This window comes from Rhodoferax sp. OV413, from assembly GCF_900104385.1.
GTDB lineage: Bacteria > Pseudomonadota > Gammaproteobacteria > Burkholderiales > Burkholderiaceae_C > Rhodoferax_B.
The window spans coordinates 167,853-181,756 of sequence record NZ_FNJA01000005.1; the positions used below are offsets into that span (position 1 = coordinate 167,853).

11 protein-coding genes are annotated in these 13,904 nt (G+C 63.4%); all 11 read left to right on the forward strand.

Features of this window, described 5'->3' with window-relative positions; genetic code table 11:
* The first annotated feature begins 5 nt into the window (after window positions 1–5).
* Window positions 6–1,262, forward strand: coding sequence for an aromatic ring-hydroxylating oxygenase subunit alpha (locus BLT66_RS17580; protein ID WP_092759495.1), 1,257 nt, complete (start codon window positions 6–8; stop codon window positions 1,260–1,262).
* Window positions 1,263–1,305: 43 nt separating this feature from the next.
* On the forward strand, window positions 1,306–2,412 hold the full coding sequence (locus BLT66_RS17585; RefSeq protein ID WP_092759497.1) for an FAD-binding oxidoreductase: 1,107 nt from the start codon (window positions 1,306–1,308) through the stop codon (window positions 2,410–2,412).
* Between the two features lie 217 nt (window positions 2,413–2,629).
* The gene (locus tag BLT66_RS17590; protein WP_092759499.1) at window positions 2,630–3,667 is read left to right on the forward strand and encodes a quaternary amine ABC transporter ATP-binding protein; all 1,038 of its coding nucleotides are present in this window, start codon (window positions 2,630–2,632) and stop codon (window positions 3,665–3,667) included.
* Between the two features lie 34 nt (window positions 3,668–3,701).
* A complete protein-coding gene (locus BLT66_RS17595; RefSeq protein ID WP_369821616.1) occupies window positions 3,702–4,532 on the forward strand; it encodes an ABC transporter permease in 831 nt (276 codons plus the stop codon).
* A 29-nt stretch (window positions 4,533–4,561) separates the two neighbouring features.
* Complete coding sequence (locus BLT66_RS17600) at window positions 4,562–5,668, forward strand: GlxA family transcriptional regulator (protein ID WP_255406975.1); 1,107 nt, start codon at window positions 4,562–4,564, stop codon at window positions 5,666–5,668.
* Window positions 5,669–5,927: 259 nt separating this feature from the next.
* A complete protein-coding gene (locus BLT66_RS17605) occupies window positions 5,928–6,872 on the forward strand; it encodes a choline ABC transporter substrate-binding protein (protein ID WP_092759503.1) in 945 nt (314 codons plus the stop codon).
* Window positions 6,873–6,963: 91 nt separating this feature from the next.
* A complete protein-coding gene (purU, locus tag BLT66_RS17610) occupies window positions 6,964–7,824 on the forward strand; it encodes a formyltetrahydrofolate deformylase (protein ID WP_092759505.1) in 861 nt (286 codons plus the stop codon).
* Window positions 7,825–7,849: 25 nt separating this feature from the next.
* Window positions 7,850–9,310, forward strand: coding sequence for a betaine-aldehyde dehydrogenase (gene betB, locus BLT66_RS17615; RefSeq protein ID WP_092759507.1), 1,461 nt, complete (start codon window positions 7,850–7,852; stop codon window positions 9,308–9,310).
* A 3-nt stretch (window positions 9,311–9,313) separates the two neighbouring features.
* Window positions 9,314–10,984 carry a choline dehydrogenase gene (betA, locus tag BLT66_RS17620; RefSeq protein WP_092759509.1) on the forward strand — a complete coding sequence of 557 codons (1,671 nt, stop codon included), beginning with the start codon at window positions 9,314–9,316 and terminating at the stop codon, window positions 10,982–10,984.
* A gap of 19 nt (window positions 10,985–11,003) precedes the next feature.
* Entirely contained in the window at window positions 11,004–12,395 is a 1,392-nt protein-coding gene (locus BLT66_RS17625; RefSeq protein ID WP_092759511.1) for an L-serine ammonia-lyase, read from the forward strand.
* Window positions 12,389–13,885, forward strand: a complete 1,497-nt coding sequence (locus BLT66_RS17630; RefSeq protein WP_092759513.1) for a cryptochrome/photolyase family protein — start codon at window positions 12,389–12,391, stop codon at window positions 13,883–13,885. Before BLT66_RS17625 ends, BLT66_RS17630 begins: the two co-directional genes overlap by 7 nt.
* Window positions 13,886–13,904: the final 19 nt, after the last annotated feature.

Sequence of the window (13,904 nt, forward strand, 5' to 3'; positions counted from 1 at the left end):
CCACCATGACCAACCCCATTTCTGCGCAGACCCTGCTAACCCGTGAGTTGCTGGCGCGCCGCCGCCCCGGCTACAGCCTGGAGGCACCGTTCTACCTCAGCGACACCTTGCTGCAGGCCGATATGGAACACATCTTCGGCAAGCACTGGATCTTCGTTGCGGTAGAGCCGCAAGTGCCCGAAGCCGGCGACTACATCACCGTGGACTTCGGCAAGAACTCGATCCTGATCGTGCGCGACGACGACATGCAGATCAAGGCCTTCCACAACGTCTGCCGGCACCGCGGTTCGCGCCTGTGCGCCACCCAGCAAGGCGTGGTGGGCAACATCGTCTGCCCTTACCACCAGTGGACCTACGACCTGAGCGGCCAGTTGATCCATGCCAAACACATGGGCGACGACTTCAACCCCAAAGGTCTGGGCCTGAAACCGGTGCACGTGCGCAGCCTGGCCGGCCTGATCTTCATCTGCCTGGCCAAGAACCCGCCCGAAGATTTCGAGCAAATGGTGACCGAGATGACGCCCTACCTGGCCCCGCACCGGCTGCAAGACTGCAAGGTGGCGGCCCAGATCGACATCGTCGAAGACTGCAACTGGAAGCTCACCATGGAGAACAACCGCGAGTGCTACCACTGCGTGAGCAACCATCCCGAGCTGACCATCTCGCTGTACGAATACGGCTTCGGCTACCAGCCCGACGAGCACAACAAGGACGAACTGCAGCGCTTCCAGGACATCATGGCCGCCAACCACGAGCGCTGGGAAGGCATGGGCCTGCCCTCGGCCGAGATCGACACCCTGGACGACCGCATCACCGGCTTCCGCACCCAGCGCCTGCCGATCGACCGCTCGGGCCAGTCGCAAACCATGAATGCCGAGGTGGCTTCCAAGAAATTGCTAGCAGACTTCGTAGATCCGGCGCTCGGCGGACTGTCTTTCTGGACCCAACCGAACTCCTGGCACCACTTCATGAGCGACCACATTGTCAGCTTCACCGTGCTGCCGATCTCGGCCACCAAGACCCTGGTGCGCACCACCTGGTGCGTGCACAAGGACGCGGTCGAGGGCGTGGACTACACCAAGGAAAACCTGACCGCCGTGTGGAACGCCACCAACGACCAGGACCGCCGCCTGGTCGAAGAGTCGCAGATCGGCATCGCCACCGGCGCCTACGAGCCAGGCCCGTACTCGCCGTTCACCGAAGGCCTGGTGGAGAAGTTTTGCAACTGGTACGTGAACCGCCTGAGCGAACTGACCAAGTAAGCGCCTACCAACCACCCGTAATCTGCCCGCTGCGCACCTGCCCATGTCTACCTCCTTCTACGCTCCCGACTTCGCAGCCCCGGTGTCGCCCCCCTGGTCGGCCGACCAGGATGAAACCCTGCGCTGCGTGCATATCCGCCAGGAAACCCACGATGTCAAAACCTTCGTGCTGGCGGCCAACGGTCCGCGCAACTTCCGCTACCTGCCGGGCCAGTTCATCACCCTGGAGCTGGAGATTGGCGACAAGAAGATCAACCGCTGCTACACCCTCTCCAGCACACCGACCCGCCCCGACCTGGTGAGCATCACCGTCAAGCGGGTGCCGGGTGGCGTGGTGTCCAACTGGCTGCACGATAACGTGCGCGTCGGCATGGAATTGGGCGCGATGGGGCCGTCGGGCGAGTTTAGCTGCTTCAAGGCGCCGGCCCAGCGCTACCTGTTCCTGTCGGGTGGCAGCGGCGTGACGCCACTGATGTCCATGACCCGCGCGCTGCACGACCTGGGCAGCGACGCAGACATCGTGTTCGTGCACTGCGCGCGCACCCCTGCCGACGTGCTGTTCCCCGAAGAACTCACCATGATGGCGCGCAATATGGCAAACCTGCGGCTGGCCATGGTGTGCGAACAGCACACACCGGGCAGCGCCTACGCCGGCCACCTGGGTCGACTCGACGCCGCCCGCCTCGCGCATATCGCTCCCGATTTTCTGCAGCGCGATGTCTACACCTGCGGCCCGGCACCGTTCATGGGCGCAGTGCGGGGCTTGCTGTCTGGCGCCGGGTTTGAGATGCAGCGCTACCGCGAAGAAAGTTTCTCTTTTGAATCGCTGGCGACCCAAGAAGTAGTCGAATCAGATAATACGAATTCATCCAATAGCGATACTATTCCCGCATTTAACATTCAATTACAAAAAATGGGCAAGGCATTTACTTGCCCTACAGACCAAACCATTTTGAAATCAGCTATCGCAGCCGGTATACGCCTGCCATCGTCTTGCAGTAGCGGCGCGTGTGGCACCTGCAAAACCAAAAAAATATCTGGCCAGGTTGAAATGAAACATGCAGGCGGCATTCGCCAGCGCGAAATCGACCAAGGCTGGTTTTTACCTTGCTGCAGCAAGCCTTTGAGCGACATTGTGATGGAGCGCTAAGGCCAAAAGCGTGCATTTTCAAGATTGCAAAGATATTCCAGGCGGCTTATTTTTAATATACAGCGCCATTCTGGTGCAACCATAAAAATTTCAATCAAAACCTATGGATTGACCCTATGGTTTAAATCAAAATACACCAGAAAATAATGGCACGCCGCTTGCTAATAATAAATACCACTGCGTGCAGTTGTTGATTCCATATTCCCGGAGACCCGCGATGACCAATCCCAAAATCAGCGTCAGAAATCTGTACAAGATATTCGGCAGCAATATCGATCCCGCCCTCAAAATGCTGTCTGAAGGCCGCAGCAAAGACGAGGTTTTTGCCAAAACCGGCCATGTGGTCGGGGTCAACAAGGTGAGCTTCGACGTAGCCGCGGGTGAAATCTATGTGCTGATGGGCTTGTCCGGCTCGGGCAAGTCCACCTTGATCCGCCTGATCAACCGCCTGGTGGAGCCCTCCTCTGGCTCTATCAACATCGATGGCGAAGACATCGCCAAGCTGCCCCAGCCCGAACTGGTCAAGTGGCGGCGCAAGCGGGTAGCCATGGTGTTCCAGTCGTTCGCCCTCATGCCGCACCGCAACGTGCTGGATAACGCAGCCTTCGGCCTCGAAATGGCAGGAACACCGCGCAAAGCACGCGAAGACCGCGCCATGGAGGTGCTCCGCCAGGTCGGCCTGCAGACCTATGCTGCCAAATACCCATCTCAGCTGTCGGGCGGCATGCAGCAGCGCGTGGGTCTAGCCCGGGCTTTGGCGGTAGATCCCGACATTTTGCTGATGGATGAAGCCTTTTCGGCGTTAGATCCGCTGAAGCGCGTGGAAATGCAGGGCCTGATGCTGGACCTGCAGCGCGAGCAGCAGCGCACCGTACTGTTTGTCTCGCACGACCTCGAAGAAGCCCTGCGCATCGGCACCCGCATCGCCATCATGGAAGGCGGCAACCTGGTGCAGGAGGGCACGGCGCACCAGATCATCACCCAGCCCGCCAACGACTATGTGCGCCGCTTCTTTGAAGGGGTGGACACCTCGCGCTACCTCACGGCGGCCGACCTGCTGGATCCGGGGCTGAACGGCCACTCCTACAACGGCGGCCCGCGCCTGCCCTGGTCCACCACCCTGCCCGAAGCCATGAAGATCGTGCTGGGCATAGACCAGCCGGTCGGCGTGTTCGACGCTACCGACCAATGCCTTGGCTGTATCTCTGCCCGCAGCCTGCTTGCCAAAATGTCCCAGGAAGCCCGCCATGTCTGATCTGCTCACCCAAGTCACCGAAGCCTCCCGCAATATGCTGCCCTTGGGCAAGTGGGTCAACGCCGGGGTCAAAAGCCTGCTGGACAACGGCGCCACTGTGTTCGACTCCATCGGCGTGGTGGTGGAAGGGTTCGCCCAGTCCATCGAACAAGGCATGCTGGCCATACCGTTCTGGCTGGTGATCCTGGTCGCTACCGTGGTGGGGATCCGCCGGCTCAGCTGGGGCTTTGGCGTGTTTGTTGCTTTGGCTCTGATGCTGATTGTGGTGACAGGATTCTGGCCGCAAACCATGGTGACCCTGGCACTGACCTTGTCAGCCACCATCATCAGCCTGATTTTTGGCATCCCCCTGGGCATCTGGTGTGCCCGCAACAACCATATCAACGCCAGTGTGCGGCCCGTACTCGACTTCATGCAAACCATGCCCGCTTTTGTGTACCTGATCCCGGCAGCCATGCTGTTTGGTCTGGGCCGCGTGCCCGGCACGATTGCGACCGTCATCTTCGCCATGCCACCGGTGGTACGCCTGACCAGCCTGGGCATCCGCCAGGTCAGCTCCGAACAGGTGGAAGCCGGCAACGCCTTTGGCTGCACCTCGACCCAGCTGCTGTTCAAGGTCCAGCTGCCCATCGCCATGCCAACCATCATGGCCGGGGTCAACCAGACCATCATGATGGCGCTGTCCATGGTCATCATCGCGTCCATGGTGGGCGCGGGTGGGCTGGGCAACGATGTGTTGGCCAGCATCCAGCGCCTGGACATCGGCCTAGGGTTTGAGAGTGGTCTGGCCGTGGTCTTGCTGGCTATCATCTTGGACCGCCTGACAGAGAGCTTTGGCGTGGCGCGTAAGAGCCGCGAAAGCTGAACAAAAGCCGAGACTTAGGAGCGCCCCACGTGCCACGCACCCCACTTGCATCACCCCCGTCTGCAGCCTCTGCCCCGGCCGCAGCCTATGGTGCAAACGACGCCTCGGGCAAGACGGGCACGACCCACATCGGCTTCATCCTGCTGCCCGACTACTCGATGATCGCCTTTGCCAACGCCGTGGAAACACTGCGCATGGCCAACTACATCAGCCGCCAGCCGCTGTACCGCTGGACCGTCGTCAGCCCCGACCAGACCGCAATCAGGGCCAGCAACGGCCTGGCCGTAGGTTCCACCGGCGACGCAGCCAGCCTGGCGGACTGCGACACGGTCTTCGTCTGCGGTGGCGTCAACATCCGCAACAACACCGACGACGCGGTGCGCCAGCTGCTGCGCCAGTGCGCCGCCGCGGGCGCCACCATCGGCGCGCTGTGCACCGGCTCTTTTGCACTGGCCAGCGCCGGCCTGCTCGACGGCTACCGCTGCGCCATCCACTGGGAAAACCTGGCCGCCATCAGCGAAGAATTCCCCAAGGTGAAGTTCTCCACCGAGGTCTTCATCCTCGACCGTGACCGCATCACCTGCTCGGGCGGCACCGCGCCGCTGCACCTGATGCTGCACCTGATCCGGGCCCGCTTTGGCGCCAAACTGGTGATGGATATCTCGGAGCAGTTCATCGTCGAGCGGCTGCGCGCCAGCAACGACCGCCAGCGCATCCCCCAGCCCGAATGCATAGGCCCGGGCTACCAGCATCTGACCGAGGCCGCCGAAATCATGGCCGCCAACATCGAGGAGCCGCTGCCGCTGGCCGAGCTGGCGAACGCGATTGCCCTGTCGCTGCGCCAGCTGGAGCGCCTGTTCCACCGCTACTTCAGCATGAACCCCGCGCAGTACTACATGAACCTGCGCCTGCGCCGAGCCCAGGAGCTGCTGACCCACAGCAGCATGCCCATCATGCAGGTCACCGTGGCCTGCGGCTTCCAGTCGTCGTCGCATTTCTGCAAGGCCTACCGCAGCCTGTTTGGCCACTCGCCCAGCGAGGAACGCCGGCGCCATGCAGGCACCGCCAAGCCGCGCGCGCCTGTGCCGGCCCCAGCCTGGCAGGAACACACCGGCCCGGTGATGCGGGCAGCCTGAGCAGGGTTTCCCGCGGCGCGGCTGGCGCTCACATAGCAGCCCCAGCATTCACGCCATTGTTAGCTACTCAAAATATAGCTGCTTGCGCTTACGGAATATGCGCGGGCGGCCTATTGGACACTGTATTTTTTACCCTGCCTGCAACACTGCCGCCCTGGGACAACTCCGCGTCGTTCTTAGCCAAGTTCCGGCGCGTCAACCTGTGAAAGTGCGAGGGTGTCTTAGCTCGGTGCAATCTCCTCTCTTCAAGGATCTGGTCATGAAATTGAAACTTGCTTTCCTCGGTCTCGCCTCCGCCCTGGTATCCGTCTGCGCTCCCGTCGCCCAGGCTGCCGAGCCGGCCAGCTGTAAAACCGTGCGCTTTGCCGACGTGGGCTGGAGCGACATTGCCGCCACCACCGGCCTGGCCTCGGTGGTGCTCGAAGGCCTGGGCTACAAGCCCACAGTGACCATCGCCTCGGTGCCCATCACCTTTGCCGGCATCAAGTCCAAGCAGATCGACGCCTTCCTGGGCTACTGGAACCCCAGCATGACGCCCATCATCGAACCCTTCGTCAAGGCTGGCCAGATCAAGGTGCTGGACCAACCGAATCTGGTCGGCGCCAAGTACACCCTGGCCGTGCCCGCCTACCTGTACGACAAGGGCCTGAAAACCTTCAACGACATTGCCAAGTTCCAGAAAGAGCTGGACGGCAAGCTCTACGGAATCGAGCCCGGCAACGACGGCAATGCGCTGATCAAGGGCATGATCGACAAGAACGAGTTCGGCCTCAAGGACTTCAAGATGGTCGAATCGTCGGAAGCCGGCATGCTGGCCGAAGTGCAGCGCGCGGCCCGTGGCAACAAGGCCATCGTCTTCCTGGGCTGGGAACCACATCCCATGAACGTGCAAGTGAAGATGAAGTACCTGGAAGGTGGCGACGCGGTGTTCGGCCCCAATCTGGGTGAAGCCAAGGTCTTCACCGCCGTGCCCCCCAGCTACGAAGCCCGCTGCCCCAACGTCGCAGCGCTGCTGAAGAACCTGCAGTTCACCACCGAGATCGAAAACACCGTGATGCTGGCCATTCTGGACAAGGCCAAGCCCAACGATGCGGCCAAGGCCTACCTGAAGAAGAACCCCGGCGTGCTGGACGGCTGGCTCAAAGGCGTGAAAACCTTTGCCGGCCAAGAAGGCCTGCCCGCCGTGACCGCCGCCCTCAAGTAAGCTGACTTCCGCCCTTGCCCAGCCTGGTGCTGGGTGAGCCGCCCCAGCTGCGCGGCGGCGCAGCCCTACCCCACTTTTGCGTTTATCCCCCATGACTGCAGACCAAGCCACCCATTACTGCCTGAACCTGGCCTGCGGCAGCGACCAGGGCCAGGTCGCCGCCGTCTCCGCCCTGCTGAACCAGCACGGCGCCTACATAGAACAGTTCTCGGTGTTCGACGACCACACGACCGAGCGCTTCTATGTGCGTAGCGTGTTCAGCCTCAGCAGTTCGGTGCAGGCCCTGCGCAGCGCGTTTGCCGAGCTAGCCGTGGGCTTTCCGCAGGCGCAATGGAAGGTGCACGACCTGGCGGAGCCGACCCGGGTGCTGGTCATGGTGTCCAAGTTCGACCACTGCCTGCGCGAGCTGATCGCCCAGTGGCGGCGTGGCGAACTGAAGATGGACATCGTGGCCATCGTCTCCAACCACCCCGACCTGGCCCCGCTGGCCGAGGCCGAGGGCATTCCCTTTCACCATATTCCAATCACGGCCGACACCAAGCCTGCACAGGAAGCCAAGCTCAAGCAGCTGATCGCCGATACCGACGCCGAATTCATCGTGCTGGCGCGCTACATGCAAGTGCTGAGCGAAACCCTGTGCCATGAACTGCATGGCCGGGTGATCAATATCCACCACTCCTTCCTGCCCGGCTTCAAGGGCGGCAAGCCCTACCAGCAAGCGCACGACCGTGGCGTCAAGCTGATCGGCGCCACCGCCCACTTTGCCACCACCGACCTGGACGAAGGCCCGATCATCGAACAGTCGGTCGAGCGCGTCGACCATGCCGATACGCCGCAAAACCTGTCCCAGGCCGGCCGCCTGGTGGAGAGCCTGGTACTGTCGCGCGCGCTGCGCTTTGTGCTGGACCGGCGCGTCTTCATCAACGGCATGAAAACCGTGGTGCTACGCTGACTCCGAGCCCTTTAAAAGAAAAACTATGACCGAACACCTGATCCCCAGCTTCGTCGATGGCCTGCCCGTGCAAGGCAGCGGCGAACGCTTCACCACGCTGAACCCCGCCACCGGCGCCGTCATCGCCGGCGTACACGACTCTGCCGAGGCCGACGTCAACGCCGCCGTGGCCGCAGCCGAGCGCGGCTTTGCCATCTGGTCGGCCATGACGGGCACCGAGCGCGGCCGCATCCTGCACCGCGCGGCCCAGCTGCTGCGCGAGCGCAACGACGAGCTGGCTGCCATCGAGGTGCAAGACACCGGCAAGCCGTGGCAGGAAGCCTGCGTGGTCGACGTGGCCAGCGGTGCCGACTGCATCGAATACTTTGCCGGCGCCGCCGCCACCCTGGCCGGCGCCCAGTACCCGCTGAAAAACGCCTTTGCCTATACCCGGCGCGAGCCGCTGGGCGTGTGCGTGGGCATAGGCGCGTGGAACTATCCCGTTCAGATAGCGTGTTGGAAGTCTGCGCCCGCCCTTGCTGCGGGGAACGCTATGATTTTTAAACCATCGGAACTCACGCCGATGACCGCCGTGAAACTGGCGGAGATCTACCTGGAAGCCGGCGTACCGCCGGGCGTGTTCAATGTTCTGCAAGGCCGCGGCACCACCGGCGCGCTGCTAGCCGCCCATCCGGGCGTGGCCAAGGTGTCGGTCACCGGCTCCATCCCCACCGGCAAGCGGGTCATGGCCAGCGCCGCCGGCACGCTGAAACGCGTGACCATGGAACTCGGCGGCAAGTCGCCGCTGATCGTCTTCGACGACGCCGACTTCGAGCAGGCGGTGACCGCCGCGATGATGGCCAACTTCTACACCCAGGGCGAGATCTGTACCAACGGCACCCGGGTCTTTGTGCAGCGCGGCATTGCCGACAAGTTCCTGGCCCGGCTCAAGGAACGCACCCTGCTGCTGCGCGTCGGCGACCCGACCGACCCGGACACCGAAGTTGGCGCGCTGATCTCAGCTGCTCACCGCGACAAGGTGCTCGGCTATGTGGCCAGCGGCGTGGCCGATGGCGCCACCCTGGTCTGCGGCGGCACGCCGGTCAGCGTACCGGGCGGAGAGAACGGCAACTTCGTCGCACCCACCATCTTTGCCGGCTGCACCGACGGCATGACCATCGTGCAGGAAGAAATTTTTGGCCCGGTATTGGCGCTGCTGGTGTTCGACGACGAGGCCGAAGTGGTGCAGCGCGCCAACGCCACCCGCTTTGGCCTGGCTGCCGGCGTGTTCACCCGCGACGGTGCGCGCGGCCACCGCGTGGCCGCCAAGCTCAAGGCCGGTATCTGCTGGATCAACAACTACAACATCACCCCCATCGAGATCCCCTTTGGCGGCGCGGGCGAGTCCGGCATCGGCCATGAGAACAGCATGGTGGCGCTGGAGCACTACACCCAACTGAAGACCGTGTATGTGGAACTGGGCGAAGTCGCCTGTGGATACCGCTGAACCATGGGCACCGAAAACTTCGACTACATCATCGTCGGCGCCGGCTCGGCCGGCTGCGTGCTAGCCAACCGCCTGACCGAAGACCCGGAGGTGCGCGTGCTGCTGCTGGAAGCCGGCCCTGGCGACCGCAGCATCTTCATCCACATGCCCTCGGCCTTTGCCTACCCGCTGGCCAACGACAAGTACAACTGGTTCTACCATTCCGAGCCCGAGCCCTACATGGACAACCGCGCCATGTACTGCCCGCGCGGCCGGGTGCTGGGCGGCTCCTCGTCGATCAACGGCATGGTCTATATCCGCGGCCATGCGCTGGATTACGAAAACTGGTCCAGCTACAAAGGTCTGGAAAACTGGTCGTATGCCGACTGCCTGCCCTACTTCCGCAAGGCCGAAACCCGGGCCAAGGGCGGCGACGCCTACCGCGGCGACAGCGGCCCGCTGAACGTCTCCACCGGCGCCTGCATCAACCCGCTGTACAACGCCTTCATCGAGGCCGGCCAGCAAGCCGGCTATGCACGCACCGAAGACATGAACGGCTACCGCCAGGAGGGCCTGGGGCCTATGGACATGACGGTGCACAAGGGCCGACGCTGGAGCACGGCCATGGCCTACTTGCGCCCGGCGCTAAAGCGGCCGAATCTGCAGGTGCGTACCCGCGCGCTGGTGGCCCGGGTGGCGTTCGAGCCCGAGTCCAGCCCGCCGCGCGCAGTCGGGGTGGAGGTGGTCAACGGCCACCGCACCGATCTGATCCGCGCCCAGCGTGAAGTCATACTCTGCGGCGGCGCCATCAACTCGCCGCAGCTGCTGCAACTCTCCGGCGTGGGCAACCCCGATGACCTGCGCAAGCTGGGCATACGCGTGGTGGCGCCACTGCGCGGCGTGGGCGCGAATCTGCAGGACCATCTGGAAACCTATGTGCAGTACCAGTGCAAGGAACCGATCACCTTGTACAGCGCGATGAACCCGGTGGCCAAGGTTAAGATAGGCGCGGAATGGATGCTCAAGGGCACGGGCCTGGGCGCTACCAACCACTTCGAATCGGGCGGCTTCATCCGCAGCGAGGCCGGTGTCAAGCATCCGGACCTGCAGTACCACTTCCTCCCGATGGCAATCCAGTACGACGGCAGCGCACCCGCCAGCTTCCACGGCTTCCAGGCCCATGTGGGGCCGATGCGGCCCACCAGCCGAGGCACGGTGACGCTGAAGAGCGCCGACCCCAAGGAGGCGCCGCGCATCCTGTTCAACTACATGGCGACCGAGCAGGACCGCAAAGAAATGCGCGCTGGCATCCGCCTGACGCGCGAGATCTTTGCGCAAAAAGCCTTTGACCGCTTCCGTGGCGAAGCCGTGTCGCCCAAGGATCATGTGCAGACCGATGCCGAGATCGACGCCCATATCCGCGAACATGGCGAGAGCGCGCTGCACCCGTCCTGCACCTGCCGCATGGGCACGGACGAGATGGCTGTGACCGACGGCAGCGGCCGGGTCCATGGCGTGACGGGCCTGCGGGTGGTGGACGCGTCCATCATGCCGGATGTCATCAGCGGCAACCTGAATGCGCCTACCATCATGCTGGCCGAGAAGATGGCCGATGCGATCCGCGGCAAGACGCCGCTGCCCCGCTCGGACGCCCCGTTCTTCGTGCATCCCGACTACCAAACCGCCCAGCGCTAAAAATAAAGAGACAACCACCATGGCCGTCAGTGTTTTCGACATCTTCAAGATTGGTATCGGCCCCAGCAGCTCGCATACCGTAGGCCCGATGCGGGCCGCCCGCCTGTTCACCGAGCGGCTGGCGCACCAAGGCCTGCTGAGCCGGTGCACGCGGGTCGAAGTCAAACTCTATGGCTCCCTAGGAGCCACCGGCAAGGGCCACGGTACCGACAAAGCCGTGTTGCTGGGCCTGGAAGGCCACGACCCCGAGAGCGTGGACGTAGAAGCCATCCCCGCCATGCTGGACGCCATCCGCAGCAGCGGCCAGCTGCGCCTGGGCGGCCAGCACACGATCAGCTTCAAGGAAAAAGACCACCTGGCCATGTACCGGCGCGAAACCCTGCCCTTCCATTCGAACGGCATGCGCTGCATCGCCTTCGATGCAGACGGCACCGAGCTGCAAAACCGCTGCTACTACTCGGTCGGCGGCGGTTTTGTGGTGAGCGACGAAGTGGCCGCCGACGGCCAAAAGCAGAAGGTGCTGGCGCCCGATACCACGGTGCTGCCCTACCCCTTCCACAGCGGTGACGAACTGCTGCAGCAGTGCAAGACGGCGGGCCTGTCGATTGCCGAACTGATGCGCCGCAACGAACAGCATTGGCGCAGCGATGCCGAAATCGACGCCGGCCTACAAAAAATCTGGGCCGTGATGCAAGCCTGCGTGGTGCGCGGCTGCCGCACCCAGGGCGTGCTGCCCGGTGGCTTCAAGGTCAAACGCCGGGCGGCCGACCTGTACACCAAACTCTGCGCCAACCCCGAACTGGCCCTGCGTGACCCGCTGCAGGTGCTGGACTGGGTGAACCTCTACGCACTGGCAGTGAACGAGGAAAACGCCGCCGGTGGCCGGGTCGTCACCGCGCCTACCAACGGCGCCGCCGGCATCGTGCCCGCCGTGCTGCACTACTACGTGCGCTTTGTGGCCACCGCCACGCCCAGCGGCGTGATTGACTTCCTGCTGACCGCTGCCGCCATCGGCATGCTGTACAAGGAAAACGCCTCCATCTCGGGCGCCGAAGTCGGCTGCCAGGGCGAGGTCGGCGTGGCCTGCTCGATGGCCGCGGCAGCCCTGTGCGCAGTGATGGGCGGCACGCCAGAGCAGGTGGAGAACGCCGCCGAGATCGGCATGGAACACCACCTGGGCCTGACCTGCGACCCGGTGGGCGGCCTGGTGCAGATCCCCTGCATAGAGCGCAACGCCATCGCGTCGGTAAAGGCCATCAACGCCGCCCGCATGGCGCTGCACGGCGACGGCAGCCACTTCGTGAGCCTGGACAAAGTCATCAAAACCATGCGCGAAACCGGCGCCGACATGATGACCAAGTACAAGGAAACCGCGCGCGGCGGGCTGGCCGTTAACATCGTGGAATGCTAGCGCGCGCCACCCCAAAAACCTCCGACACAGAATTCACCACCGGCATCGTCTGGTTCCGGCGCGACCTGCGCAGCTTCGACCACGCGGCGCTGTACCACGCACTCAAAACCTGCCGGCAGGTGCATTGCGTCTTTGTCTTCGACAAAGAGATTCTGGACCACTTGCCGCGCGCCGACCGCCGGGTCGAATTCATCCAGGCCTCGGTGGTCGAGCTGGACGCAGCCCTGCGCGCACTGCAGCCCTCGGCCGGCCTGGTCACGCTGCACGCGGTTGCAGCCCAGGCGATTCCGGCACTGGCCAAGACGCTGCACGCCCAGGCAGTGTTCGCCAGCCACGACGACGAACCCCAGGCCCTGGCCCGCGACGCCGTGGTACGTGGCGCGCTCGCGCACATGGGCGTGGCGCTGCGCACCTACAAAGACCATGTGATCTTCGAGCGCAAGGAAGTACTGACGCAGCAGGGCAAGCCCTACGGGGTGTTCACCCCCTACAAAAACGCCTGGCTGAAAAAGCTGGACGACTTCTACCTGAAGTCCTATCCCGTAGCTGCCTACGCTACCCACCTCGCACCGTGCGAACGCCAGCCGGTACCCAGCCTGCAAGACCTGGGCTTTGAAACCACCAACCTGGCCAGCCTGAAGCTGCCCGCCGGCGCCAGCGGCGGCCAGCAGCTGGTGGAAGAGTTCTTTGAGCGCATAGAGCACTACCACGCGACCCGCGATTTCCCCGGCATCAAGGGGCCGAGCTACCTGGGCGTGCACCTGCGCTTTGGCACGGTGTCGATCCGCCAACTGGCGGCCATGGCCTACCCGCTGCACCTGCAGGGCTTCCAGGGCGCCAGCGTCTGGCTCAGCGAGCTGGTGTGGCGCGACTTCTATGTGCAGATCCTGAGCAACTTCCCGCATGTAGCCCAGGGCGCTTTCAAGCCCGAATACGACCAGATTGCCTGGCAGCATGGGAAGCCGGCCAAGGCCTTGTTTGAGGCGTGGTGCCAGGGCCAGACCGGCTACCCGCTGGTGGATGCAGCCATGGCCCAGATCAACCAGACCGGCTACATGCACAACCGCCTGCGCATGGTAGTAGCGAGCTTTCTGGTGAAGGACTTGGGGCTGGACTGGCGCTGGGGAGAGGCTTATTTTGCCGAGCACCTGAACGACTTTGACCTGGCATCGAACAACGGCGGCTGGCAGTGGGCCAGCTCCAGCGGCTGCGATGCCCAGCCCTACTTCCGCATCTTCAACCCGACCAGCCAGAGCGAGAAGTTCGACCCCGAGGGCAAGTTCATCCGCCGCTACCTGCCGCAGCTGGCCAAGCTGTCGAATGCCGCCATCCACGCGCCCTGGACCGCCAAACCGATGGAATTGCAGGCGGCCGAAGTGGTGCTGGGCAAAACCTATCCGCAGCCCATAGTGGCGCACGACGCGGCACGCACACGCACCCTGCTGCGCTACGCCGTGGTCAAAAAGCCCCATGCACTACCCGACGCTTAGTGCTATTAATTAAATAGCT